This is a genomic window from Mesorhizobium sp. M0037, from assembly GCF_040323635.1.
GTDB lineage: Bacteria > Pseudomonadota > Alphaproteobacteria > Rhizobiales > Rhizobiaceae > Mesorhizobium.
This window is the reverse complement of the sequence record NZ_JAMYVB010000014.1, coordinates 42,442-66,216: the sequence shown is the minus strand read 5'-3', so window position 1 is coordinate 66,216 and position 23,775 is coordinate 42,442. Positions and strand designations below refer to the sequence as shown.

The window sequence follows — 23,775 nt, the reverse complement described above, 5'->3', positions numbered from 1 at the left end:
CATCCGGTTTGTCGGCGCTCACCACCGACGAGCCCGACGCCGATGCATTCGCCCTGGCGGTCGCCGTCGAGGCCGCAGCCATCGATGCCGGCTTTGCCCTGCTGTTCTTCTCCCAGAGCTTGTTTGACGCGAGCGTCCTTTCGCAAGGGCTGAAGACCCACGCGCCGACGCTGGCCTACGCCGCTTGCTCGACCGCCGGCGAGATCACCCCCCAGGGCCTGGAGGAAGGCCATGTGCTGGCGCTGCTCTTTCCCTCCGCGTCGTTTTCGGCGGTCAGCACCATGGTCGACAATCTCTCCTCGTCGGGAATGGACAGGATCACTGATGAAGTCGAGGGCTTGCGGCGGTTGCTGCGCGGACGCACCGGCAGTTGCCATGCCAAAAGCACCTTCGCGCTCTGCTTCATCGACGGCCTGTCCTTTGCCGAGGAAGCTGTAACCTCGGCCATCCATTGGGGGCTGGACGACATCCCGCTGATCGGCGGTTCGGCGGGCGACGATTTGAAATTCGAAACCACCAGGCTGATTTCGAACGGCAAGGTTGCGTCCGACAGCGCCATCATTGTGCTGATCGCCACCGAGATCCCGTTCCATGTCTTCAAGACCGACAATTTCATCCCAACCGACGAGAAGCTGGTGGTGACGGCATCCGATCCGGACCACCGCACCGTGCGCGAATTCAACGCCACCAACGCGGCTGAGGAATATGCAGCCTCGGTCGGCATCGTTGCGCAGAACCTGACGCCGATGAGCTTCGCCTCGCACCCGGTGGTGGTGAAAGTGGGCGGCGAATATTACTGCCGCTCGATCCAGAAGATGCATGCCGACGGTTCCCTGTCTTTCTTTTGCGCCATAGACGACGGCGTCGTGCTGTCCATCGCCCAGCCCAAGGACATGGTGGAATCGACGCGCGCCGCACTGCGCGACGTCGAGCAACGGCTCGGCGGCATCGACATGATCCTCGGCTTCGATTGCGTGCTGCGCCGGCTCGACGCCCGCAACCGCCAGGTGTTCCGCGACATTTCGGAGCTCTACCGGGTCAACAATGTCATCGGCTTCGGCACCTATGGCGAACAGTACCGTTCGATGCATCTGAACCAAACCTTCACCGGCATCGCCTTCGGCGAACGCCAGGCGGCGGAATAGCGCATGCCGCTCAGGGACATCAACGACGTCGACAGGCTGAAGAAGATCAACGCCGCTCTGGTCAGCCGCGTCGAGCGCTCGATGGACCAGCAGGGCAACGCCTTCTCGCTGTTCCAGACCGCAATTTCACTGGAAAACCGCGTGCGCATGCGCACCGAGGAACTACACTCGACCTTGCGCCGGCTGGAACAGTCGAACATCGACCTCAGCGCCGCCAAGGAAAACGCCGAACTGGCAAACCTGTCCAAGACCAGGTTCCTGGCCGCCGCCAGCCATGACGTGCTGCAGCCGCTGAACGCCGCCCACCTCTCCGTCTCGGCGCTGGCCGAAGTGCAGACCAGCGACGAGGGCAAGAAACTTGTCCGTCAGGTCGAGCGCTCGCTGGAGACCATGGAAGACCTGTTGCGCACGCTGCTGGACATTTCCAAGCTCGATGCCGGTGTGGTGCAGCCCGACATCGGCGATGTCAATCTGGAGACGCTGTTTTCCTCGCTGCGGTCGGATTTCCTGCCCGTGGCCGAGATGAAGGGGCTGGCGCTGAAGTTCCGCCCGGTCAGCGCCGTGGTGCGTTCGGACCGCACGCTCTTGCGCCGCATCCTGCAAAACATCCTGTCCAATGCGCTGCGCTATACCCCTTCGGGCGGCGTGCTTGTCGGCACAAGGCATCGCGGCGATACCATCCGCATCGATGTCGCCGACACCGGCTGCGGCATTCCCGACGACCAGCGCGAGGCGGTGTTCGAGGAGTTCCATCGCGGCTCCGCCATTCCAGCCGACACCGGAATCTCCGGCGGCGGGCTGGGCCTGGGCCTTGCCATCGTGCGGCGCATGGCCGCCGCGCTCGGTCATCCCGTGACGTTCTCCTCGAGGGTTGGGCGCGGCACCATCTTCCACATCGACGTGCCGGTCGGCATCGGCGCCAGCGCCGACGCCATCGCCAGCCTTGCCGAAATGGAGCGGCCGCGCGGCTACGGCCTGTTCGGCACCAAGGTGCTGCTGGTCGAAAACGACGCCGACGTGCTGCAGGCGATGACTTTCCTGCTCGAGCGCTGGCAGTGCCTGGTGCGCGCCGCGACCTCGACCGAGGCTGCGGTCAGCCTGCTTGGCGACACCGACTGGGTGCCCGACATCGTCATTGCCGACCAGCATCTCGACGACGGCGACCTCGGCACCGCCACCATCGCCGAAGTCCGCGATTATCTCGGCCGCGCCGTGCCGGCGCTGATCGTCACCGCCGACGGATCGGAGGCCGTCGCCAAAGCCGCCCGCGCCGCCGGCATCGAACTGATGCGCAAGCCGCTGAAACCGGCGCAGCTAAGGGCGCTGCTGGCGCATTTGCTGGCTTGAGCCCCATACCCTCCCCTCGATGGGGAGGGTCGGCGCGCAACGCCGGGGCGGGGTGCAGCGCCAAGGTCCCCCACCCCGCTCCGCTTCGCGGATCGACCCTCCCCACAAGGGGGAGGGTAAAGATCAAAACCCGGCCTGATCGCGAAACAGCTCCGCATTGTCCAGCTTCGACACCTCGATCACCGCCTGCGTGCGGCTGTAGACGTTGAGCTTGCGCAGGATCTCCGAGACATGCGCCTTGACCGTGGTCTCGCCGACCTGCAGCTCGTAGGCGATCTGCTTGTTGAGCAGGCCCTGGCGCAGCATCTGCAGCACCCGCAGCTGCTGCGGCGTCAGTTTCGCCAGCCGCTGCACCATGTCGGCGCGGTCAGTGCTGTCGGCGTCCGGCGGCTGTCCCTCATAGTTTTCCGGCACGTAGATCGCGCCTTCCATCACCGAGCGTATGGCGGCGGCGAGATCGCTCTTGCGCGCCGATTTCGGGATGAAGCCGGCAGCGCCATAGGACAGCGCCTCTGAAATGATCTTCGGCTCCTCATAGCCCGAGACGACGACCACCGGCAGCCGCGGATGGCGGGTCCTGAGTTGCAGCAACCCGTCAAAGCCATGCACATCGGGCATATTGAGATCGAGCAGCGCCAGATCGAATGGCTTTATCCCACCCAGGAGATCAAGCGCTTCGGCGATCGAGCGCGCCTCCACCGTGTCGACTTCCGGGTACGCCATCTGCACGGCGCTGTGCAGCGCCTCGCGAAACAGCGGATGGTCGTCGATGATCAGAAACCGGGCGCGATCGTTGACTGCGGTCATGGTGTTCGTTTCAGTCCTCCCTGGGCACGATACTCCCGCTGGTATGGCCAGCTTATTGGCAAATAGTCTATCGCCATCTTAACCCCAGGAGGCGAAGCCGACTTTATCAGACAATCAAGGCGCAGCCGACGCTTTTGCGGAGGCTCCTGCCTTGCCCGGCGGTCCAAATCGGTCAAATGTGCCGGCAGTTGAAGCAGAAAGACCTGGCATGACAGACTTCGTCCTCCCCTTGCCCGCAACCCCATCGGTCGCCATAGAAGGCTCGGCCCAGCGTTTTGCGGTGCGCCGCATCTTCTGCGTCGGCCGCAACTACGCCGCGCACGCGCGCGAACTCGGCAATGACGAGCGCGACCCGCCCTTCTTCTTCACCAAGCCGGCCGATGCGGTGGTCGATAGCGGCACCACGGTCCCCTACCCGCCTTTGACCCAAAACCTGCACCATGAGATCGAGCTGGTGGCGGCGATCGGCAAGGCCGGCTTCCGCATCCCCCGCGCTGAAGCCCTCGAGCATGTCTGGGGCTACGGCGTCGGCATCGACCTCACCCGCCGCGACCTGCAGGACGAGGCCAAGAAAGCGGCGCGGCCCTGGGACTGGTCGAAGGCCTTCGACCGATCGGCGCCCTGCGGCCCGTTGGTATCAGCCGCCAAATCCGGCCACCCGCAAAAGGGCCGCATCTGGCTCGCCGTCGACGGCACGGTGAAACAGGAGGGCGACCTCGCCGAACTGATCTGGCCGATCGCCGATATCGTTTCGATCTGCAGCGGTGCGGTTGTACTACAACCGGGCGACCTGATCTTCACCGGCACGCCGGCCGGCGTCGGCGCGGTGGCGCCGGGTCAGACGATGACCGGCGGTGTCGACGGCATCGGCACCATCGAGATCACTGTCGGCCAAGATTCGATCGGCCAAAATTCCACCGACAAGCCGTGATCCAATGAGCGACCTCGTCCTCCACAACTACTACCGCTCCTCCACCTCCTACCGCGTGCGCATCGCGCTCGAGATGAAGGGGCTGGGCTACGACTACGTGCCGCATCATCTGCGGCATGGCGACCATCTGGAGCCGGCCTATCGCGCGGTCAATCCGCAGGGGCTGGTGCCGGCGCTGATCCTGGGCGACGGCACGCTTTTGACGCAGTCGCTGGCAATCATCGAATATCTCGACGAGACCCACCCCGAACCGTCGCTGCTGCCGAAGGACGCGCTCGGCCGGGCGCGCGTGCGAATGCTAGCGCAGATGATCGCCTGCGACATCCACCCGGTGAACAATCTGCGCGTGCTGACCTCGCTGCGCACTTTGTTCGGCGCCGGCGACCAGGATGTCATCCACTGGTTTCGCCACTGGGTGAACGAAGGGTTCCAGCCGCTTGAAAAGATTCTGGCTTCATCGGATGAGACCGGCACATTTTGCCATGGCGACGCACCGGGCCTCGCCGACATCTGCCTGGTCGCCCAGATCGCCAGCAACGCCCGCTTCGGCGTCGACCTGACACCCTACCCCGAGATCTCGCGCATCCACGCCGCCTGCATGGCGCTGCCGGCCTTTCAGAAGGCGGCGCCGGAGAATCAGATAGATGCCGAATAGGCTCACAATGCCGGAGCAGAGCACGGAGAGTTGCCGATGAAAGCCGTCGTCTTCGAAAGATTCGGCGAGGCGCCGAGAATCCAGACCGTGCCGGATCCGAAACCGGCCGCAGACGGTGTGGTCATCAAGGTCGAGGCGACCGGGCTCTGCCGCAGCGACTGGCATGGCTGGATGGGTCATGATGACGGCATCACGCTGCCGCATGTGCCGGGCCATGAACTGGCCGGCATCGTCGTCGCCGTCGGCAAGCGGGTGACCCGCTGGAAGGCCGGCGAGCGCGTCACCGTGCCGTTCTGCGTCGGCTGCGGCCGCTGCTTCGAATGCAATTCGGGCAATCATCAGGTCTGCGAACACCAGACGCAGCCCGGCTTCACCGCCTGGGGATCGTTTGCCGAATATGTCGCCATCGAGCATGCCGACACCAATCTCGTGCGCCTGCCCGAGGAGATGGAGTTCGCCACCGCCGCCAGCCTCGGATGCCGCTTCGTCACCTCGTTTCGCGCCATTGTCGACCAGGGCCGGGTGACGCCGGGCGAATGGGTGGCGGTGCATGGCTGCGGCGGCGTCGGCCTGTCGGCGATCATGATCGCCAGTTCCATGGGCGCCAATGTCATCGCCATCGACCTCACCGACGAGAAACTGGACTTCGCCAGAAAGATCGGCGCCGTGGCGACCATCAACGCCTCGACCACGCCGAACGTGGTCAAGGCGATCAAGCAGATCACCAATGGCGGCGCGCATATGTCGATGGACGCGCTCGGCCACCCCACGACATCGTTCAACTCGATTGCCAATCTGCGCCGGCGCGGCCGCCATGTGCAGGTCGGCCTGATGCTGGGCGAACACGCCCGCCCGCAAGTGCCGATGGACAAGGTGATCGCCTTCGAGCTGGAAATCCTCGGCAGCCACGGCATGCAGGCCCACCGCTACCCCGCCATGATGGAGATGATCCGCACCGGCAAGCTCAAGCCCGAACTGCTGGTCGGCAAGAAGATCAGCCTTGATGAGGCGCCTGCGGCGCTGGTGGCAATGGGCGGGTTCGAGGGGATTGGCATTGGGGTGGTGACGAAGTTCTAGGGCGGAGTCGCCCTCCACCACCAAACTCCTAGCGCGCAAATTTCTTCGCCCCGAACACGCAAGCCACCACGCCGAGCGTCACGACCACCATCAGCGGGCTGACCTGCTCGTGCAGCAGCGACGCTGCCAGCGCCAGGCCGAAAAAGGGCTGCAGCAACTGCAACTGCCCGACGGCAGCGATGCCGCCTTGGGCGAGGCCGCGGTACCAGAACACGAAGCCGATCAGCATGCTGAACAGCGAGACATAGGCGAGACCCATCCAGGCGTGAGAGCCGATGCCGGCGAAGGACGAGGGCAGCGTCGCAAAGGTCAGAACCAGCATGATCGGCAGCGAGATCGCCAGCGCCCAGCAGATCACCTGCCAGCCGCCCAGCCTGCGCGACAATGCCGCCCCCTCGGCATAGCCCAGGCCGCAGACGATGACGGCGGCCAGCATCAGGCCGTCGCCGACAGGTGAGGCCGTCACGCCTTGCATCAGGGCAAAACCGGCGACCAGCGCGCTGCCGATGCAGGAAAACAGCCAGAAGGCCGGGCGCGGACGCTCGCCACCGCGCAGCACGCCGAAGATCGCGGTGGCCAGCGGCAGCAGGCCGACGAAGATGATAGAGTGGGCAGAGGTGACGTGCTTGAGCGCCAGAGCGGTGAGCAAGGGAAAGCCGACAACCACCCCAAGGGCGACGATCACCAGCGACAGAAAATCGCTGCGCGCCGGGCGCTTCTGCTGGAACAGGACGAGCATCGCGAGACCAAGCAGCCCGGCAATCGCGGCGCGGGCCGAGGTCAGGAATGTCGGATCGAACTCCGCCACTGCGACGCGCGTCGCCGGCAGCGAGCCTGAGAAGATCAGCACGCCGACGAATCCGTTCAGCCAGCCGCTCGCGGTCTTGTCCATTCCAGGCTCCATTGCTTTCGACCTCTATCGGGCAAGTGCCTATGGTGCAGCCAGAGACAATGCAGTACAATTCCGCAAAACTGTAATGGCAGGTCGAGCAGTACGGATGAAGGAACTCGCTTTGGAAGCGGACGGCGCGCGCACCGTTCTCGCGATCACTCTGGTCGAAACTGTGATGGCGACCATCCGCCAGCGGATATCGGCGCGCAGCCTGACGCCGGGCGCGCGGCTGCCCTCGATCCGCGCCTTCGCCAAGGCCATGCAGGTGTCGAAATCCACCGTCGTCGAAGCTTATGAACGGCTTGCCGCCGAAGGCGCGATTCGCTCCCGGCCGGGTTCGGGTTTTTATGCCGCCGGATCGCTGGCGCCACTGTCGCTGGCCGAGATTGGACCCCGGCTCGATCGCGCCATCGATCCGCTGTGGGTCTCGCGCCAGTCGCTGGAAGCCGGCGACGAGATGCTGAAACCAGGCTGCGGCTGGATGCCGGCCTCATGGATGCCGCAGGCGGCCTTGCGCCGGGCGCTGCGCACCGTGGCGCGCGCCGACGATGTCGACCTAGCCGATTACGGCACGCCGCTCGGCCTGCCGCCGCTCAGGCAATTGCTCGCGCGGCGCATGGCTGGCCACGGCATCGAGGTCTCGCCCGAACAGATCATGCTGACCGAATCGGGCACGCAGGCCATCGATCTTCTGTGCCGCTTCCTGATCGAACCCGGCGATACCGTGCTGGTCGACGACCCCTGCTATTTCAATTTCCACGCGCTGCTGCGCGCCCACCGCGCCAAGGTCGTCAGCGTGCCCTACACGCCATCCGGGCCTGATATCGAGCTGTTCGCCCAGGCGCTCGCCGAGCACAGGCCGCGCCTCTACATCACCAATTCCGCCATCCACAACCCGACCGGCGCGATCCTGTCGCCGGTGACCGCGCACCGGCTGCTGAAGCTCGCCGACCAGTCGGACCTGACCATCATCGAGGACGATATCTTCGCCGATTTCGAGCACAGCCCAGCGCCCCGGCTGGCGGCGTTCGACGGCCTCAACCGCGTCGTCCATATCGGCAGCTTCTCCAAGACGCTATCGGCATCGGTTCGCTGCGGCTTCATCGCGGCACCGCGCGACTGGATCGAGCAACTCACCGACCTCAAGATTGCCACCACCTTCGGCGGCGGCCGGCTGGCCGCCGAACTGGTGCTGGCGCTGCTTAGGGACGGCAGCTACCGAAAGCACATGGAATTGCTGCGCGCGCGGCTTTCCCGCGCCATGGGCGAGACGGGCGCGCGCCTGAAGGCGATCGGCATCACGCCCTGGATCGACCAACCGGCCGGCTTGTTCCTGTGGTGCAGCCTGCCGGATGGCGTGGACGCGGCTGAAATGGCACGCCGCGCGCTGGCCGACAACATCGTGCTGGCGCCCGGCAATGCATTCAGCCTGTCGGGAACCGCCAGCCGGTTCCTGCGCTTCAACGTTGCCCAATGCCAAGACGAGCGGATTTTCAGGGTGCTCAAGGCGGCAATGGCGCGCTGAGCGCTCAGCGGTAGGCCGCGCAGACCTCCCGAACGCAATCTCGCAGCCAGCGTTGCGCCGGATCGGCATCGAGCCGTGGATGCCAGAGCATCGAGATGGTGACCTCCACCGTGGCGACCGGCAGCGGAAAGCTGACCATGCCGGCGCGTGCGCCTTGCGTGTGCCGTTCGGGCACGCTGGCGATCAGGTCCGAAGCGCGCGCCATGGCGAGTGCAGCCGAAAAGCCGGAGACCATGCACACCACGGTTCGCTGCAGGCCAAGCAGCGCCAAAGTCTGATCGATCGGCCCTCTTTCCCGGCCCCGCCGTGAAACGCTGATGTGCCGCCCTGCCGCATAACGCTCGGGCGTCACCGCGCCTTCGCTTAAGGGATGGCCGGCTCCTACGGCGCCGACGAAGCGGTCGCGAAACAGCGCCTGTATCAGCACTTCCGGTCCGGCCTCGCCGGCAACGCCGATTTCGAGGTCGATGTCGGCGTCGCGCAACGAGGCGACATCCTTGTCGGCTTTCGGCGCAAAGCGCAGCCGCAGGCCCGGCGCCTCGGCCTGGATGCGGGCGACAAGACGCGGCCCGAATTCCTCGACGAACCCTTCATTGGTGCGCAGCGTGAAGATCTGTTCCAGCTTTGCCAGATCGAGCAGCCTGGCGGGACGCAATAGCGTTTCCGCATCGTGGACGACACGGCCGGCCTGCTGCCGCAATGCCTCCGCGCGCGGCGTCGGGACCAGGCCGCGGCCGGCGCGGACCAGCAGCGGATCACCGGTCGCTTCCCGCAGCCGCGCCAGCGTGCGGCTCATCGCCGACGGGCTGAGTCGTAGCCGGCTGGCGGCGCGCGCCACGCTGCCTTCGGCGAGCAAAACGTCGAGCGCGAACAGCAGATTGAGATCGGGCGATGCCATCGGCGGATTGTAGCACATGCCATGGCGTTTGGCGCACGAATAAGATGCAAATGCTGCACCTTCCGCCATTCCACCCTGACGACTAGATCTCGGTTGCGGGACTGACAAGGAGGAAATCGCCATGGCAACTGCCGAGCAGAACGAGTGCGCATCGGCGCCGCAGAAAACCCGGTCCGCAGGCCTGGCCCACTCTCCTGTCTTGGCATTGGCCAGCCTGTCGCTCGCCACGCTGCTGTCCTCGCTTGGAACCAGCATTGCCAGCGTTGGACTGCCTTCCCTCATGCAGGCGTTCGGTGCGTCCTTCCAGTCCGTGCAATGGGTGGTTCTCGCCTATCTGCTCGCCATCACCGCCCTGATCGTCAGCGCCGGGCGCCTGGCTGACATGGTCGGCCGCCGGCCGTTGCTGCTCGGCGGCATCGCGCTGTTCACACTGGCCTCGGTGCTCTGCGGCCTGGCGCCGACGCTCTGGCTGCTGATTGCGGCGCGCGCCGTACAAGGACTGGGTGCCGCGCTGATGATGGCGTTGACGCTGGCCTTTGTCGCGGAGACCGTGACCAGGGAGAGAACCGGCAGCGCCATGGGCCTGCTCGGCGCCATGTCGGCGATCGGCACGACGCTCGGACCCTCGCTCGGCGGCTTGCTGATCGCTGGCTTTGGCTGGCGGGCGATCTTCCTCGTCAATGTGCCGCTCGGCCTCCTGACCTTTGCCCTCGCCTGGCTGGCCCTGCCTGCCCGCGGCAAGGCTGCGGGCGTTCAAGGCGGGTTCGACGCGATCGGGACGGTCTTGCTAGGCCTGACGCTCGCCGCCTATGCACTGGCCATGACGCTTGGCCGCGGCCATTTCGGCGCCCTCAACACCGGCCTGCTGGTTGCCGCCGGCATCGGCGTCGTTCTGTTCGGCGTCGCGGAGAAGAGGGCGAAGAATCCCTTGATCCGGCTTGCCCGGTTGTACGACATCCGGCTCAGCGCCAGCCTCGCCACGAACCTCGTCGTCGCCACAGTGATGATGGCGACCCTGGTGGTCGCTCCATTCTATCTGTCGCGAGCGCTGGGGCTCAATGCTGCGATGGTCGGCGTGGTCCTGTCGACAGGTCCGCTGGTCTCCGCGCTCTCGGCGCTTATCGCCGGCCGCCTCACCGATCGCTTCGGCGCGCACAGGATGATGGTCGTCGGACTGTTCAGTCTTGCCGTCGGAACCTCATTGTTGTCGCTCGCCGCAACAAAACTCGGCATTGCCAGCTATATCGTGCCGATCGCCGTCACCTGCTTCGGGTACGCCCTGTTCCAGACATCCAACAATGCCGCCGTCATGAGCGGTGTCGCTGCCGGCGAGCGCGGCATGGTGTCCGGCCTGCTCAATCTGTCGCGCAATCTCGGCCTGATCACCGGCGCATCGCTTATGGGGGCCATTTTTGCAGCTGCCTCGACGGCAGAACGGCAAAGCCAGGACATGCTGACCTCAGCGGCAGCCGCGCGCGGCATGCAGGTTACCTTTCAGACGGCAACGGTCCTGGCGGTGGCTGCGCTGTTGCTGGCACTGCTCTCGACCCGCGCCGGCGGCAGGCTGTCGGTGCGGCAACAGCCATCATGACCGAAGATAGGGAGCTTACGCTCCCGCCCGCTTGCGCCGCTCATAAAGCATGACCAGCGTTTCGGCGGTCAGCGCCGGCCTCTGTTCGCCCTCGATCTCGACCGTATTGGCGGCCTTCATCAGATACTGGCCCGGCCCCTTGTCCTCCACCGACAACAGCGTCGTGCGCAGCCGGATGCGTGCGCCGACCCTGACGGGCGCCAGGAACCGCACCTTGTCGAAGCCGTAATTGAAGGCGGCTTGCGTGTTTTCGGGGACGATGCCCATGCCCAGCGCCAGCGCGCCGATGATCGACAGCGTCAGATAGCCATGCGCGATCGTGGTGCGAAATGGGCTCTGCCGCTTCGCCCGCTCCGGATCGACGTGGATCCACTGATGGTCGCCTGTGCATTCGGCAAACTGGTTGATGCGGTTCTGGTCGACGGTCGTCCATTCCGACACGCCGAGCTCCTGCCCGGCCATCGCCCTTAACTGCTCGAAGGTCGGCGGCGTTTTCGGCCGTAGTTCCGTCATTCCTGCTTTCCCGGTGGCTCCCAGTGCCTCGGACCACGAACGGACGGCTCCTGTCAATTCGCCCGTTGCGATTCCGTTCCGCCATTTTCCGCCAAACAGCGTCCCTCGTCCATGCTCATGCGCCGCAACCGGCCACTCCTCTCATGGTTGCGTTGAGAGTCACTTCTTGTCATAGCCCGAGCGGATTTCCTCCATCGCTTCCTTGATGCGGCTGCGCAGGATTTCGATCGATTCGGTGCCGGATTTCTTGACCAGCTCGGCCACTTCGCCGGCATTTTTCAGGGCGGCTTCGAAGGATTTCCTGGCGAACTCCGCCTGTTTTGTCATCAGTTCCTGGGGATTGCCCGGCGCCTTGTAGCTCTGCGCCATGTCGCTGACTTCACGCAGCGTGTCCTGCAGCATCTCGCGCTGTCTGGACAACAATGAGGTCGCGCCGGCAGCTCCCGCCCGCGCGGATCTTTCCAGCGCCTCGAGGTTCTTGCGGTGATGCGCGAGGATCGCCTCGACATTCGGCACCTTCAGGTCACGGCCGAACCGGCTGAACATGTCCAGGAACGAATCGGAGTCGGGTTGTTTGGCCATTGCTCGTGCTCCCCAGTTGTCGCAAATGCTGAACCCTGTTCTGGACAATAGCACTCGCGCGCCGTGTGTCCATTCGCACGCCCAAGCAATTCAGCGGCAAATGCAGCATCAGCCAGCGAGAAACAGCCTCTCCGCCGTGTAGAGCACGATACCCGCCAATCCGCCGATAATCATGCCGTTGAAGCGGATATATTGCAGGTCCTTGCCGATGTTCATCTCGATCAGCCTCGTCAGCTGGGCGAGGTCCCAGCGCTTGACCTGGTCGGCGATGAATGTCGACACACCGCTCTTCTGGCTCTCCACGAACGACGACAGCGCCACGACAAAGCCCCGGTTCATGTCGGCCCTGATCTGCGGATCGCCTGAGAGATGGCGGCCGACCTCGACGAACATGTTGGCGAGATGCGCGCGAACAATCGAATTCTCCGCCTTGGCGTCCTGTTCGATGAACACGCTGAGGCTCTGCCACATGTCGCCGGCGAGCGACTTCACTTCCGGCCGCGCCAGGAAATCGCGCTTCAGCTTCTCGGCCCGTTTGGCGTATTGCTTCGAGGTTCTGAGCCGCTCGATGAAGCTGTGCGCGAAACGGTCGAATTCGGCGCGCATCGGATGGTCGGGGTCGGCCCGCACCTCGTCAAGCAGCGAACCGGCGGAAGCGACGATCTTTTTCAGCAGATAGGCGTCGGCTCTGAACAGGTTGAACAGCGACGGCAATTCCTCGCGGATTTTCTCGCGCATGGTCGCCAGCGCCTCTTCATCGTTCAGGAACCGGCCGATCACCCTGGTGAATTCGTCGAAGAGTTTCTGGTGGCGGCGGTCGTCGGTCAGTGCCGACAGCAATTCGGCCGCGAGCGGCGCCAGCGGCACCTTGTCGATCTGCTCCAGCATGCGGCTGGTGACGAAGCCGCGCAGGCCGGATTGCTCGATCGCCGCAAGCGTCTGCGGGACCAGCCGTACGACGAAGCGTGACAGGCCGGCAGAGCGTTCGGCGTCAGTCAGCCAGTCGGCGACGAGTGCTGCAAAATCGACCTCGGCCAGCTTTTCCCGCACCGGCTCCGGCGCCAGAAAATTGACCTCGATGAAGCGGCCCAGATTATCGGCGATGCGGTTCTGGTTCGCTGGGATGATGGCGGTGTGCGGGATCGGCAGGCCCAGCGGCCGCTTGAACAGCGCCACCACCGCGTACCAGTCGGCCAGGCCGCCAATGGTCGCCGCCTCGGCGAAGGCCGCCACGAAGCCCAGCCACGGATACTTGGCCTCGAACGATTTGGCCACGGCAAAAACCACGACGCAAAGCACCAGCGCAGCCGTGGCGAGGAACTTTGTCCGCCGCAACGCGAAAAGCTTGGCGCCCGTCTCGGCATCAAAACCGCCAGGCGCCAGGGACGAAGCCGATTGGGACATGATACGCCGCTCCTCATCGATCTCTTGGCTATCTGGCATGGGCTATTTAGGGGGTGTTTGGGCCCGTAGCATGATCGGATGGGCCGATTTCGTCCGGGAATTGCCGGTTTCGCACGCAAAGTTGACAAGAATGTTCATCTATCATGCAATCCCAGTCTGGAATTGTTCCAAGGTATAGGCCATATTCCGATCGGGCCAGTGTGGGCGAATCCGAAACTCCGGGTGAGAAAGCCGCACCAGCACAATCTAAAATCTGGTGCAGTTCCAGCGCGCCAGCACTCGGGTGAGGAATTAAATGCGGCTGACGCGCCAGACCAACTACGCCATGCGCATCCTGATGTATTGCGCCGCCAACAACGATCGCCTGAGCCGCATCCCCGAGATTGCGGCCGCCTATTCGGTGTCGGAGCTTTTCCTGTTCAAGATCCTGCAGCCGCTGGTCGAGCATGGCCTGGTCGAGACGGTGCGCGGCAGGAATGGCGGCGTGAGGATCGGCCGCCCCGCCGAGCAGATCAGCCTGTTCGACGTCGTACGGGTGACCGAAGAGAGCTTCGCCATGGCCGAGTGCTTCGAAAACGACGGCGCCGAATGCCCGCTGGTCGACAGCTGCCAGCTGAATTCGGCGCTGCGCGAGGCGCTCAACGCCTTCTTTGCCGTACTCTCCCGCTACACCATCGCCGATATGGTAGCGGCGCGCCCGAATGTGCGTCATTTGCTCGGCATCGACATGCTGGTCCAGCGAGCTCCGGCCGCCTGAGTTTTCTAGTGCATGTCGCTCAAAAGTGGCCCCGGTTTTGAGACAACGACATGCATAAAAACAAAGACCTAAAGCGCGTCGCCTGAGTCCGTTCAAACGCGACGCGCTTTTAGGCGGCTGACTGCGGCAAGACGAACGGCATGCTCGCCGCCGGCAACACACCGACCCTTAGCCGACAATCGAACACCTTTTCGATCAGATCGTCGCTCAGCACCTCCTGCGGTGAACCGTCGGCGGCGAGCCGGCCGCGATGCATCACGAAAATCCGGTCGGCATACATGGCCGTCAGATTGAGGTCGTGCAGGATGGCGATCACACCGCCGCCGCGCCGGGCGAAATCGCGGGCGATGTTCATGATGATCAGCTGGTGCTTGATATCGAGGCTGGAGACCGGCTCGTCGAGATAGAGATAGCGCGGCTTGCCGTCGAGCACCGGCGCCCAGACCTGGCACAGCACGCGCGCCAGTTGCACACGCTGTTGTTCGCCGCCCGAAAGCTCCTGATAGAAGCGGCCGGCAAAGCCGTCGAGGTCGACCCGCACCAGCGCCCGCTCGGGCAGACGATCATCTTCGCCCGGCAGAACGCCGGAACGGCCGCCGATAAGGCCGAGCCTGACCACTTCGTGCACGGTGAAGGGAAAGGACAGCGTCGCGGCCTGCGGCAGCACGGCACGCACAGTCGCGGCCTCCACCGGCTTCATCGCGGAGAGGTCGCGCCCGTTGACGGCCACTGTCCCCGCAAACGCCAGATCGCCCGACAACGCCTTCAAAAACGTCGTCTTGCCCGAGCCGTTGGGTCCGACGATTGCCGCAATTTCGCCCGGCCGCGCGACGAAATCGACATTGGCAACAATGCGCTTGCCGCCGATCGCCACCGAGACATCGCGTGCTTCGATCATGCCGCCTCACAAGTCGATTACGCCGCGCTTGCGCAGCAGGATCCAGAGGAAGAACGGCGCGCCGGCGATCGCCGTGACGATGCCGATTGGCAATTCGGCCGGCGCCACGATGACGCGGGCAACTGCGTCGGCAAGAAGCAGCATCGAGGCGCCGAGCAGCGCCGATGCGAGCAAAAGATAGCGATTGTCCGGACCGATCAGCAGCCGCAGCAGATGCGGCACGACGATGCCGACAAAACCGATGCCTCCGCTGACTGCGACAGAGGCGCCGACCGCTGCCGAGACGCCGACGATCGCGGTGTATTTCAGCCGCTGTACCGGGATGCCGAGATGTCCGGCCGTCGCCTCGCCGAGCGCCAGGGCGTTGAGGCCTTTGGCCAGGAACGGCATTGCCGCAAGCGCCAGGATGATGATCGGACCGACGGAAGCGATCTTCGGCCAGGTCGCGCCGCCCAGCGAGCCCAGTTGCCAGAAGGTCAGGTCGCGCAACTGCCGGTCGTCGGCCATGAAAATCAGGATACCGGTCAGCGCCATGGCAAGGGCTGCGAGCGCAATGCCGGCAAGCAGCATGGTAGCGACCGATGTGCGCCCCTGCCGCGTGGCGACGCGGTAGAGCACCAGCGTGACCGCAAGGCCGCCGCAGAAAGCGGCGAGCGGCAAGGCCAGCCCGCCGAGCGCCAGAGTGAGCGGCGCCAGCCACGTCGTGCCGAGCACGATGACGGCGACCGCGCCGAGGCTCGACCCGGCGGAAACGCCGATCAGGCCGGGATCGGCGAGCGGGTTGCGAAACAGGCCTTGCATGACCGCACCCGATACGGCCAGTGCCGCCCCGATGAGCACACCGAGCAGTACGCGCGGCATGCGGATATCGTAGACGATCAACCGGTCGCGGGCACCAAGCGCGGCGTCGTCCGGCGTGGCGCCGGTCAGCCAGTCACGAATGACACCAACGGCCGATGCATCGGAAGCGCCCGACCTCAGCGACAGGAACATCGAAAGGGCAAGCGCCACACACAGGAGCACAATAACCAGGCGAGCGCGCCCGGAACGATCGCCCTCGGCCACCTTGCCCGCCGCGCCGGCGATCGACTGATCCACCATCGGCTCAGTCCGTGACCTGGCTGCCATAGAGCGAGGCGGCCAGATCGTGGATGGCATCGGCCGTGCGCGGCCCGAAGCCGAGGAGATAGCTGCCATCCATCAGGGTCAGCTTGCGGCCTTCGCCCGCCGGCGTCGAGGTGATCGACGGGATGGCGAACAGCTCGGCCTCCGCAATCGGCGGGCCGGCATTCTTCATGGCCAGGATCACGTCCGGCCTGGCAGTGACGATCGCCTCGTCGGACATCTGCTTGTAGCCGGAAAAACCTTCGACCGCATTGACGGCACCGGCGAGCTTGATGATGCCGTCACCGGCGGTGTCGGTGCCGGCGGCCAGGATCTTGCCGCCCTGGATCGACAGCACGAACAGGATGCGCTTGCGCTGCTTGATCGACGCCGTCTGCTTCTCGGCCGCCTTCAGCTTGGCGTCGGTCTCAGCCACCAGCGTCTCGGCCTTGGCGTCGACGCCAAGCGCCTTGCCGACGATGCGGATCTTTTCCAGGATGCCGTCATGGCTGTAATGCTCGGGCACGTCGATGAACGGAACGCTCGACTTTTTCAGCACATCGACCGCTTCCTTCGGCCCACTGCCATGCAGCGCCAGAATGCCCGAAGGATTGACCGACAACACGCCTTCCGGCGACAGCTGGCGCATATAGCCGACGTCGGGCAGCGCGACCGCGGCGGCGGGGTAGCGGCTGGTCGAATCGCGGGAGACGAGATGACCTTCCTCGCCAAGCGCGTAGACGATCTCGGTGATCGAACCGCCGATCGCCACGATCCGCGACGTGTCGGCCAACACGGCCACGTTCTCGCTGGCCGGCACTGGGGCGGCAATAAACAGCGACAGGCCCATGGCCGCGGCAAGCGTCCTGAACAGTGAAATCATCGTCGTTTCCTCAGGCTGCGGTCGGGCTTGGAATGCGCGGCAGGTTCTCGGCAAGGAACCGCCAGTCGTCGCGCTCGCCCTCGCCTTCATGGCGCTTGCCGAAGAACTGGATGATCATCTTGCCGTCGGCGCCATAGGCTTCGAGCGAGGTGACATGACCGTCCTTGGTCGGTTTGCGCACCGCCCACACCTCCTGGATGTGGTCGGTGCGCAGATGCAGGTGGAACGTCTCGTCCATGACGTTGATCCACGGCCCCATCGGCTTGATCGACTTGACGGGACCGGAATGGATCTGGATGCAGCCTCGGTTTCCGACAAAACACATGATCGGCATGCCGTCGGCGGCGGCATGGTGGAACATGGCGACGATGGCGTCATTGTCGAGCAGCCAGGCATAGTCCTGGCCGACCATGCGCACGGCCTGGCGGCGGGTGAGCTTCAGCGTTTTCAACATGCCAAAGAACTGGTGGACGTCGGTCAGCCGGCTCCAGCGGTCGCGCAGATCATCGATGTCTGCGGCAATGCCCGACGTCTCCGCGTCGTCGTCGGCCAGGCCTTCGATAGACACGGTTGCCTCCTGGTTCGGCGATTCGAGTGCGGCCACGAGCTTCTGGTAGGCATAGAGATTGGACGCCGGCCGCAGATGCACCTTGTGCACCGCATCGCCGGCCGCGTCGAAGAATTGCAGGCTGCGGCGGATGTCGCCACCGTCGCGCTTTTCCACGGCAAAGCCATGCGCCCAGACCTTTGGAAAGATACGCAGGTCGATGTTTTCGCCCAGCACCATGGCATTGTGCGTGCCTGTGACAACCTTGTTGTAGACGCCGATCTTCTCGTGCACCGCGCTTTCGTTGCGGGTCAGCGCCATCACTTCGCCGACGGCGTCGAGGCCGGTCAGAAGATCGTTGACCCTGGGCTCGACGCGCACGACACCGTCGCCGCAATGCGCGGCCACCAGCTCGGCTTCGGAAATACCGAGCTCGGCGGCAAGATCGCGCTCGCGCGCTTTCGGATTGTCTGCCCGCGCTCGCCGGATTTCATGCGGTGCGGGTTTTACGCGCTGGTCCATGTCCTGCTTACCTGTCCTGCCTGGCGTTTTGGCCTGCCTGGCTGTTTCGTCACTTGTTGAGGATGAGCTTGCCCTGGCGGGTGATCTTCAGCCGATAGAGCGCCCCATGGTGCTCGATGCCGATCTCGTGCTCGCCCTGGAACAGCGTGTTGGAGGACAGCGTCCGCACCGCCAGCGGCACCCGGTCGAAGCGGGTCGGCGTCTCCTCGGAACGGCGGACGCGGTAACGAAAGTCGTTGGGATTGTGGGTGTTCATCTCTTTCGATCCCTTTCCTGTGCCGGGCAACTGGCTAGGCGTTGCAAAAATGCCGATTCATTTCTTGACTCGAATAATCATGTTTATTAGTCAGTGCAATACCGGACCAAATGAGTCAACATTTAAGACGCCGGACAGAATGAAAAATGCCAGCGAGCACCAAGCCAGCCAGCATCGAACCTGGAATTTTGGAGTTGGGGCATGGGCTTGGGAAATTGTGGACGACTGGGTCTGGCGAACGCCGATCCGGTGCATCGGCCTATGGCAAAGGCAATGGCAGCCTTGCTTGCGGGGGCAGCGACGATCGCGCTGCTGACATCGCCGGCCAGCGCTCAGCCGGCCCCTGACCAGGCCGACCAGACCAGGAAAACCGAGGACACCAAGCCGGCGCCCGCCGGCGCGACCCTGCTGGACAAGATCCTCGTCATCAGCCGCACCGGCGAGACGGCAATCGAATCGCTGGCCTCGGCCAGCCATGTTGACCAGGAACAGCTCGACCGCCGCATGGCGCCGACGCCGAACGAAATGCTGCTCGGTGTGCCTGGTGTCGCCGTGCAGGCCGATGCGCGACGCGTCAGCTCCAGCATCAACATCCGCGGCCTGCAGGATTTCGGTCGCGTCGCGGTCATCGTCGACGGTGCCAGGCAGAATTTCCAGCGCTCAGACCACGGCACGCAGTCGACCTTCTATGTCGATCCCGAGCTCATCAAATCCGTTGACGTCATTCGCGGACCGACCGCCAACACCTACGGCTCCGGCGCCATTGGCGGCGTCGTCTTCTTCGACACCAAGGATGCGGTGGATTTCCTCAGACCGGGCGAAACCTGGGCCGGCTCCGTCACCGGGCGCTATGAAAGCAACGGCAAGGGCTGGACCGCCAGCGCCAGCGGCGCCTACAAATTCAACGACGATTTGGATGTGCTGGGCAACATCGTCTACCGCGACTACGGCGACTACAAGAATGGCAGCGGCGACACCGTCGCCGGTACCGGTTTCGACGTGCTGAGCGGCCTGCTCAAGACCACAATCCGCCCGAGCGAGAACAGCGAATTGAAGCTCGGCTGGGTCGGCTCGAGCGACGGCTGGACGGAAACCAGCGGCGGCGTGCCGGCCAACGACGTCGACCTGAAGTCGAACACCTTCACCGCCCGCTACAACATCACTGACGACGCCAGGAGCTGGCTCGATCTCCACATCAACGCCTCCTACAACAAGACCAATCTCGACCTCACCACGCTGGTCCCGCAGAACCGCTTCGATCCGTCGACCGGCCTTCCCGTGCTGCTGCCCGTCGGTTCGACCTCGACCTTCGACGTTGGCACGGCCGGCGTCGACATCTGGAACACGTCGCGCTTCGAAACAGCCGGTGTTGCGCACGAATTGACCTATGGCGGCGACTGGGTGGGTGACGATGTCGAGACCGGCGGCACCGCCGGCGGCGACAGCTTCTACACCCCATCGGGCAAGCGTAGTGTTTCGGGCGCCTACATCCAGGACAAGCTCACCTGGGACTGGCTCGAGGTCATTGCCGGGCTGCGTTACGACAATTACAGCCTCGAAGACAGCACCCACGAAACGTCAGGTGATCGTCTGTCGCCGCGCATCACCGTTGGTGTCACGCCCTTCGAAAGCGCCAGCCTGGCGGGCCTGCAGTTCTATGGCACCTACGCGGAAGGCTACCGCTCGCCGTCGCTGACCGAAACGCTGATCAGCGGCAACCATCCGGCGGGCGTCACCTTCCCGTTCCTGCCCAATCCGAACCTGCGGCCAGAAACCGGCAAGACGACCGAGTTCGGCGTCAACTACAAGCTGAAGGACCTTATCGAGGCCGGCGACGCGTTCCGGCTCAAGGCCGGCTACTTCCACAACGATGTCGACGACTACATCGAAGGCGTCACGCTGTCGGCATTCGACCCGACCAGCGGCTGCCCGTTCGGCCCCGGGATTCCGATCTGCTTCCAGTACCAGAACGTCGCCCAGGCCAAGATCAACGGCTTCGAACTGGAAAGCGTCTACGATGCCGCCTGGGGTTATGCCGGGCTGTCGGCCTCGATCATCAACGGCCACACCATCTCCGATGAAGGCGAGCGGGCCGACCTTGCCACCATCCCGTCGTCGCAGGTCACCGGGCAGCTCGGCTTCCGTTTCCTTCAGGACAAGCTGACCGTCGGCGGCGAGGTGCAGTACAACGGCAAGCCGAAGGGCAACCCCGTGGCCAAGGATTATACTCTGGTCAACGCCTTCGCCAGTTACCAGGCCACCGACAATCTGAAGGTGGACTTCCGCGCCGACAATTTGTTCGACGTCAAATACACCAACCCGCTGAACGGCGGCACCACCGCCGTCATCTATGAACCCGGCATCACGCTGAAGCTGGCCGCAACCATGCGCTTTGGAGGCTGACACCCATGACAAGTTTGACGGCATCGCTTCGGCTCCTGACCTCGACGTTGGCGATGTCGCTTGGCTTGGCGCCGGCGTGGGCTCAGTCCGCGCCGGCTCCGCAACTCAGCCTCGAGCTCAATGCCGTGCAGCCCTCGGACAAGGGTTGCCGGCTGACCTTCGTCGTCAACAATGCGCTCGGCGCCGATCTGTCCAAGGCGGCTTTCGAAATCGCGCTGTTCAACGAGGCCGGCGTGGTCGGCCGCCTGAGCGTGCTCGACTTCAAGGACCTGCCGGCCGGCAAGACCAAGGTGATCCGCTTCGACCTCGCCGGCACCGACTGCACCAAACTCAGCCGCGTGCTGATCAACAGCGCCACCGAATGCGCCGGCGTCGAACCGGGCGCCTGCATGCGCGGCCTGAAGACGCAGACCAAGACCGGTATCGCATTCGGCGTTTGAGGTGGGTCTGCATCCCGCCTTCCTGCACGACAATGCGACACGACCCGTCGCAGCTCCGCCGTCATGGCCGGCAACCGATCTTGATTTGACAATCCCACCCCGCTCGCGGCAGGTCTCGCCGCGAACCATGCAGGACATCACCCCCCTCCCCGACGCCGGCAACGAACCGGCGATTACGATGGACGAGCTCGCACAGCCGGCAGCCGCGGACCGCAAATGGACTGTGGCGATCGTCGCGTCCTGCCTGCTCCATGCCGCTGCCGCAGCGGCGTTCTTCATCGGACCCGCAGGGACATTCGATTCCAGTAACGCGATACAATCCGAAGGCACCGACCAATCGGGCGCCGAGGTGGTCGGCAGCGCCTTGGACAGCCAGGCTCCCGACGCGGTCGATGTTACCCTGGTAACCGATCCGCAGCCGGCCAAGCCCGAGGCCGTTCGACCCGTGCCGCCGACCGAGGCGCCTCAACCGGTAAAGGAGCCGGCGGCGCCCAAGCCTGCGCCGGAAGCCGCCGAACAGGCGACCGCCGCGCCAGATACACTGACGGCCGCCATCCCGAATGATCAAACTGTCGCCCCAAGCGCTGAGACGTCGACTCCGCCAGGGGTTCAAACGCAAAGTTCAGAGGCACCGCCCGCCGACGAGCCCGCCGTTGATTTGCCTGCTGCCAAACCACCAGTCCCGAGCCCGCGGCCGACCCCTCCAGCCGGATCTGGAGATACCCGCGGTGCGGCAGATGGCGAAGAACGCGACGCACCGGCGGTTGCCAGCAAGGGTAAAAACCAGGACGCGGCTGGCAATGCGATGGAATCTCGTTACGGCGGTGAAATTCAAAAGAAGCTTGCCCGCGCTAACCGGCGCGTTTCGAAGGAAATTCAAGCTAAGGCTCGCAACAATGCCAGGGTCTATTTCGTCGTCATGGCTGACGGCAGCGTCAGCGACTTGCAGCTTGTCGAAAGTTCAGGGTCTGCCGAACTAGACCAATTCGCTTTGAAACTGGTGCGCCAGCAAGCCCCGTTCCCGCCCATTCCACCCGAGATCGGATTATCAAGTTGGGTGTTCAGGGCGCGGATCGGTCCGTTTTAACCAGCTCGCAGACCTTCGCCAAATGTCATCGTCCACCAATTCAAGAGGAAGCCCAATGTACATCGCCATGAACCGCTTCAAGGTCCAGAACGGCTCCGAGACCGCCTTCGAGGATGTCTGGAAGAACCGCGATTCCAGCCTTTCGGAAATGAAAGGCTTCAGAGAGTTCCACTTGCTGCGCGGCCCGGTCAACGAGGCCGAGGGTTACACGCTGTTTGCCTCGCACACGGTGTGGGCAAGCCATGAGGATTTCGTCGCCTGGACCAAATCCGAGAATTTTCGCGCCGCCCACCGCAACACCGGCACCTCGAAGGTGCATTATCTCGGCAATCCGCAGTTCGAAGGCTTTTCGGTCGTCGAAGGGGCCTGATTGAGATTTCACCCGTCGACGAGATCTGACGACGGGCAGATGCCCTCATGTTCCGGTTGAATTCCGGCCGCCCAGTCGCCGAAGCCGCTGGGCAATGTGCAGGCGCAGCCGCCGCCAGGGCTGTCCGCGTGTCAGGTAGCGCGCCAACCGCGGATCACCGGCCAGCTCCGGGAACTGGCGCACATGCTGCGTCAGGAATGCAGGTATGAAATTGCGCCCGTTGAGATCGCTGAGCCAGGCAGAATTCGCCAGCAAATAGTCTGCGGCATCCGCCGCCAACACGCTCCTGTAGCTCCTGTATGCAGGCGTTTGCCGCACATTGCCGCCGGCAAAGGCAGTTCCGGTGGACAGGTTGGAGCCATGCAGGCGATAGAGGCCGAGACCTTCTGACAGGATGAGGCTGCCGCCGGCCTGGTGCGCGAGTGTCGCCGTCAGATAATCGGTCCCGACCTTGGCCTTGAACGGGAAGGACAATACCGGTTCCAGCGCGCCACGCCGGTACATGATCGCCGAGCATGGCGACCACAGCCAGCCCGTCACCGCAGGTGCGAAATAGGTTACCGGATGCTCCGATGCATAGGCGATCCCAGGCGCCATGCCGGCAAGCCGGCCACCGGGCGCGATGGCGACGCCACTCCGATCCGGTCCGGACCGCGGTTTGCGCAAGGCAAGGAAGGTGCCGCCCAGCAAGGTGCCGCCGCCATCGACAAGGAACACATCGGAACTCGACAGTGCGGCCGAATGCGTCGTGTTGAGGTGGGCGGACAGATGCGCCAGGAGAAAATCCGGCAGCCACACGTCATCGGAATCCAGAAACGCGACGAAAGGCGCGTCGGTTGCGGCAAAGCCGTCGCGGAATCCGGCGATCTGCCCGCCATTCTCCGTGCGCGCCATCAGGCGCAGGCGCGGGTCGTCTATATCCCTTAGGAGCTGGCGGACTTGGTCGGCCGAGCCGTCCGTCGAGGCATCGTCGACGATGACGCATTCCCAATTCCGGTAGGTCTGCGCAAGCACCGAGCGGATCGCCTGTTCGACGTACGGCCGATAGTTGAAGCAGGTGATGACCACCGCCACCCGCGGCAGCTCAAACGGCCGGGACGTGTCTTCCATCTGTTCCGCTGCCCCGCTCGAGTTGCTCTCT

The 23,775-nt window shown here is 64.3% G+C and carries 24 protein-coding genes; 12 read left to right on the top strand and 12 right to left on the bottom strand.

All coding sequences use genetic code 11. The annotated features are described in order from the left end of the window. Positions 1 to 8 precede the first annotated feature (8 nt). Positions 9 to 1,145: an FIST signal transduction protein gene (locus tag NKJ78_RS20860; protein ID WP_031200506.1), complete on the top strand. Its 1,137-nt coding sequence runs from the start codon at positions 9 to 11 to the stop codon at positions 1,143 to 1,145. Between the two features lie 3 nt (positions 1,146 to 1,148). Beyond that, complete coding sequence (locus NKJ78_RS20855; RefSeq protein ID WP_352459128.1) at positions 1,149 to 2,492, top strand: ATP-binding response regulator; 1,344 nt, start codon at positions 1,149 to 1,151, stop codon at positions 2,490 to 2,492. Positions 2,493 to 2,615: 123 nt separating this feature from the next. On the opposite strand, the gene NKJ78_RS20850 is transcribed toward NKJ78_RS20855, so the two are convergent. After that, positions 2,616 to 3,299, bottom strand: coding sequence for a response regulator (locus tag NKJ78_RS20850; RefSeq protein ID WP_023730729.1), 684 nt, complete (start codon positions 3,297 to 3,299; stop codon positions 2,616 to 2,618). A gap of 208 nt (positions 3,300 to 3,507) precedes the next feature. Between NKJ78_RS20850 and NKJ78_RS20845 the strand changes: the two genes are divergently transcribed. Genes NKJ78_RS20845 through NKJ78_RS20835 form a run of 3 tightly spaced genes read left to right on the top strand, consistent with a single transcriptional unit; the run spans position 3,508 to position 5,962 of the window. After that, a complete protein-coding gene (locus NKJ78_RS20845) occupies positions 3,508 to 4,230 on the top strand; it encodes a fumarylacetoacetate hydrolase family protein (protein ID WP_023701706.1) in 723 nt (240 codons plus the stop codon). A gap of 4 nt (positions 4,231 to 4,234) precedes the next feature. Further along, the gene (gene maiA, locus NKJ78_RS20840; protein ID WP_023672629.1) at positions 4,235 to 4,885 is read left to right on the top strand and encodes a maleylacetoacetate isomerase; all 651 of its coding nucleotides are present in this window, start codon (positions 4,235 to 4,237) and stop codon (positions 4,883 to 4,885) included. A 36-nt stretch (positions 4,886 to 4,921) separates the two neighbouring features. Continuing rightward, on the top strand, positions 4,922 to 5,962 hold the full coding sequence (locus tag NKJ78_RS20835; protein WP_023825747.1) for a zinc-dependent alcohol dehydrogenase family protein: 1,041 nt from the start codon (positions 4,922 to 4,924) through the stop codon (positions 5,960 to 5,962). 28 nt (positions 5,963 to 5,990) lie between these two features. Here the strand turns inward: NKJ78_RS20835 and NKJ78_RS20830 are convergent, their stop codons facing one another. After that, complete coding sequence (locus tag NKJ78_RS20830; protein WP_352459129.1) at positions 5,991 to 6,854, bottom strand: DMT family transporter; 864 nt, start codon at positions 6,852 to 6,854, stop codon at positions 5,991 to 5,993. Positions 6,855 to 6,960: 106 nt separating this feature from the next. Here NKJ78_RS20830 and NKJ78_RS20825 point away from each other — a divergent pair, with 106 nt between their 5' ends. Continuing rightward, positions 6,961 to 8,379, top strand: coding sequence for an aminotransferase-like domain-containing protein (locus NKJ78_RS20825; protein WP_352459130.1), 1,419 nt, complete (start codon positions 6,961 to 6,963; stop codon positions 8,377 to 8,379). Positions 8,380 to 8,383: 4 nt separating this feature from the next. Here NKJ78_RS20825 and NKJ78_RS20820 read toward each other — a convergent pair whose 3' ends face one another. Further along, entirely contained in the window at positions 8,384 to 9,277 is an 894-nt protein-coding gene (locus NKJ78_RS20820; RefSeq protein WP_352459131.1) for a LysR family transcriptional regulator, read from the bottom strand. 121 nt (positions 9,278 to 9,398) lie between these two features. On the opposite strand from NKJ78_RS20820, the gene NKJ78_RS20815 reads away from it, so the two are divergent. Continuing rightward, entirely contained in the window at positions 9,399 to 10,868 is a 1,470-nt protein-coding gene (locus tag NKJ78_RS20815; RefSeq protein ID WP_023739061.1) for an MFS transporter, read from the top strand. 15 nt (positions 10,869 to 10,883) lie between these two features. On the opposite strand, the gene NKJ78_RS20810 is transcribed toward NKJ78_RS20815, so the two are convergent. The 3 genes from NKJ78_RS20810 to NKJ78_RS20800 all read right to left on the bottom strand — a co-directional run bounded on the left by NKJ78_RS20810 (position 10,884) and on the right by NKJ78_RS20800 (position 13,367). Further along, positions 10,884 to 11,381 carry a MaoC family dehydratase gene (locus tag NKJ78_RS20810; protein WP_023681725.1) on the bottom strand — a complete coding sequence of 166 codons (498 nt, stop codon included), beginning with the start codon at positions 11,379 to 11,381 and terminating at the stop codon, positions 10,884 to 10,886. 159 nt (positions 11,382 to 11,540) lie between these two features. Then, entirely contained in the window at positions 11,541 to 11,963 is a 423-nt protein-coding gene (locus NKJ78_RS20805) for a phasin family protein (protein WP_023672638.1), read from the bottom strand. 108 nt (positions 11,964 to 12,071) lie between these two features. After that, on the bottom strand, positions 12,072 to 13,367 hold the full coding sequence (locus NKJ78_RS20800) for a DUF445 domain-containing protein (protein WP_023739062.1): 1,296 nt from the start codon (positions 13,365 to 13,367) through the stop codon (positions 12,072 to 12,074). Positions 13,368 to 13,662: 295 nt separating this feature from the next. Between NKJ78_RS20800 and rirA the strand changes: the two genes are divergently transcribed. Next, complete coding sequence (gene rirA / locus NKJ78_RS20795; protein WP_352459132.1) at positions 13,663 to 14,124, top strand: iron-responsive transcriptional regulator RirA; 462 nt, start codon at positions 13,663 to 13,665, stop codon at positions 14,122 to 14,124. A gap of 109 nt (positions 14,125 to 14,233) precedes the next feature. Here the strand turns inward: rirA and NKJ78_RS20790 are convergent, their stop codons facing one another. The 5 genes from NKJ78_RS20790 to hemP are packed head-to-tail and all read right to left on the bottom strand — an operon-like array spanning position 14,234 to position 18,334. After that, entirely contained in the window at positions 14,234 to 15,022 is a 789-nt protein-coding gene (locus NKJ78_RS20790) for a heme ABC transporter ATP-binding protein (protein WP_023681728.1), read from the bottom strand. 6 nt (positions 15,023 to 15,028) lie between these two features. Beyond that, a complete protein-coding gene (locus tag NKJ78_RS20785; RefSeq protein WP_286461669.1) occupies positions 15,029 to 16,123 on the bottom strand; it encodes a FecCD family ABC transporter permease in 1,095 nt (364 codons plus the stop codon). A 4-nt stretch (positions 16,124 to 16,127) separates the two neighbouring features. Continuing rightward, positions 16,128 to 17,009, bottom strand: a complete 882-nt coding sequence (locus NKJ78_RS20780) for a heme/hemin ABC transporter substrate-binding protein (RefSeq protein ID WP_031253349.1) — start codon at positions 17,007 to 17,009, stop codon at positions 16,128 to 16,130. 10 nt (positions 17,010 to 17,019) lie between these two features. Beyond that, the gene (locus NKJ78_RS20775; RefSeq protein ID WP_352459133.1) at positions 17,020 to 18,078 is read right to left on the bottom strand and encodes a hemin-degrading factor; all 1,059 of its coding nucleotides are present in this window, start codon (positions 18,076 to 18,078) and stop codon (positions 17,020 to 17,022) included. Positions 18,079 to 18,127: 49 nt separating this feature from the next. After that, a complete protein-coding gene (gene hemP / locus NKJ78_RS20770) occupies positions 18,128 to 18,334 on the bottom strand; it encodes a hemin uptake protein HemP (protein WP_023673860.1) in 207 nt (68 codons plus the stop codon). A gap of 273 nt (positions 18,335 to 18,607) precedes the next feature. Between hemP and NKJ78_RS20765 the strand changes: the two genes are divergently transcribed. The 4 genes from NKJ78_RS20765 to hmuQ all read left to right on the top strand — a co-directional run bounded on the left by NKJ78_RS20765 (position 18,608) and on the right by hmuQ (position 22,634). Beyond that, on the top strand, positions 18,608 to 20,737 hold the full coding sequence (locus NKJ78_RS20765) for a TonB-dependent hemoglobin/transferrin/lactoferrin family receptor (protein WP_352459134.1): 2,130 nt from the start codon (positions 18,608 to 18,610) through the stop codon (positions 20,735 to 20,737). A gap of 5 nt (positions 20,738 to 20,742) precedes the next feature. Then, on the top strand, positions 20,743 to 21,177 hold the full coding sequence (locus tag NKJ78_RS20760; protein WP_023739066.1) for a hypothetical protein: 435 nt from the start codon (positions 20,743 to 20,745) through the stop codon (positions 21,175 to 21,177). Between the two features lie 127 nt (positions 21,178 to 21,304). Beyond that, the gene (locus tag NKJ78_RS20755) at positions 21,305 to 22,264 is read left to right on the top strand and encodes an energy transducer TonB family protein (protein WP_023681733.1); all 960 of its coding nucleotides are present in this window, start codon (positions 21,305 to 21,307) and stop codon (positions 22,262 to 22,264) included. Between the two features lie 55 nt (positions 22,265 to 22,319). Continuing rightward, entirely contained in the window at positions 22,320 to 22,634 is a 315-nt protein-coding gene (gene hmuQ / locus NKJ78_RS20750) for a heme-degrading protein HmuQ (RefSeq protein WP_023739067.1), read from the top strand. 45 nt (positions 22,635 to 22,679) lie between these two features. Here hmuQ and NKJ78_RS20745 read toward each other — a convergent pair whose 3' ends face one another. Next, positions 22,680 to 23,744 carry a glycosyltransferase gene (locus NKJ78_RS20745; protein WP_023681735.1) on the bottom strand — a complete coding sequence of 355 codons (1,065 nt, stop codon included), beginning with the start codon at positions 23,742 to 23,744 and terminating at the stop codon, positions 22,680 to 22,682. Between the last annotated feature and the right edge of the window lie 31 nt (positions 23,745 to 23,775).

Bases quoted from the DNA above. Each gene is read 5' to 3' on its own strand.
- NKJ78_RS20855 (WP_352459128.1), top strand. From the start codon at position 1,149: ATGCCGCTCAGGGACATCAACGACGTCGACAGGCTGAAGAAGATCAAC.
- NKJ78_RS20850 (WP_023730729.1), bottom strand. From the start codon at position 3,299: ATGACCGCAGTCAACGATCGCGCCCGGTTTCTGATCATCGACGACCAT.
- NKJ78_RS20845 (WP_023701706.1), top strand. From the start codon at position 3,508: ATGACAGACTTCGTCCTCCCCTTGCCCGCAACCCCATCGGTCGCCATA.
- maiA (WP_023672629.1), top strand. From the start codon at position 4,235: ATGAGCGACCTCGTCCTCCACAACTACTACCGCTCCTCCACCTCCTAC.
- NKJ78_RS20835 (WP_023825747.1), top strand. From the start codon at position 4,922: ATGAAAGCCGTCGTCTTCGAAAGATTCGGCGAGGCGCCGAGAATCCAG.
- NKJ78_RS20830 (WP_352459129.1), bottom strand. From the start codon at position 6,854: ATGGACAAGACCGCGAGCGGCTGGCTGAACGGATTCGTCGGCGTGCTG.
- NKJ78_RS20825 (WP_352459130.1), top strand. From the start codon at position 6,961: ATGAAGGAACTCGCTTTGGAAGCGGACGGCGCGCGCACCGTTCTCGCG.
- NKJ78_RS20820 (WP_352459131.1), bottom strand. From the start codon at position 9,277: ATGGCATCGCCCGATCTCAATCTGCTGTTCGCGCTCGACGTTTTGCTC.
- NKJ78_RS20815 (WP_023739061.1), top strand. From the start codon at position 9,399: ATGGCAACTGCCGAGCAGAACGAGTGCGCATCGGCGCCGCAGAAAACC.
- NKJ78_RS20810 (WP_023681725.1), bottom strand. From the start codon at position 11,381: ATGACGGAACTACGGCCGAAAACGCCGCCGACCTTCGAGCAGTTAAGG.
- NKJ78_RS20805 (WP_023672638.1), bottom strand. From the start codon at position 11,963: ATGGCCAAACAACCCGACTCCGATTCGTTCCTGGACATGTTCAGCCGG.
- NKJ78_RS20800 (WP_023739062.1), bottom strand. From the start codon at position 13,367: ATGTCCCAATCGGCTTCGTCCCTGGCGCCTGGCGGTTTTGATGCCGAG.
- rirA (WP_352459132.1), top strand. From the start codon at position 13,663: ATGCGGCTGACGCGCCAGACCAACTACGCCATGCGCATCCTGATGTAT.
- NKJ78_RS20790 (WP_023681728.1), bottom strand. From the start codon at position 15,022: ATGATCGAAGCACGCGATGTCTCGGTGGCGATCGGCGGCAAGCGCATT.
- NKJ78_RS20785 (WP_286461669.1), bottom strand. From the start codon at position 16,123: ATGGTGGATCAGTCGATCGCCGGCGCGGCGGGCAAGGTGGCCGAGGGC.
- NKJ78_RS20780 (WP_031253349.1), bottom strand. From the start codon at position 17,009: ATGATTTCACTGTTCAGGACGCTTGCCGCGGCCATGGGCCTGTCGCTG.
- NKJ78_RS20775 (WP_352459133.1), bottom strand. From the start codon at position 18,078: ATGGACCAGCGCGTAAAACCCGCACCGCATGAAATCCGGCGAGCGCGG.
- hemP (WP_023673860.1), bottom strand. From the start codon at position 18,334: ATGAACACCCACAATCCCAACGACTTTCGTTACCGCGTCCGCCGTTCC.
- NKJ78_RS20765 (WP_352459134.1), top strand. From the start codon at position 18,608: ATGGCAGCCTTGCTTGCGGGGGCAGCGACGATCGCGCTGCTGACATCG.
- NKJ78_RS20760 (WP_023739066.1), top strand. From the start codon at position 20,743: ATGACAAGTTTGACGGCATCGCTTCGGCTCCTGACCTCGACGTTGGCG.
- NKJ78_RS20755 (WP_023681733.1), top strand. From the start codon at position 21,305: ATGCAGGACATCACCCCCCTCCCCGACGCCGGCAACGAACCGGCGATT.
- hmuQ (WP_023739067.1), top strand. From the start codon at position 22,320: ATGTACATCGCCATGAACCGCTTCAAGGTCCAGAACGGCTCCGAGACC.
- NKJ78_RS20745 (WP_023681735.1), bottom strand. From the start codon at position 23,744: ATGGAAGACACGTCCCGGCCGTTTGAGCTGCCGCGGGTGGCGGTGGTC.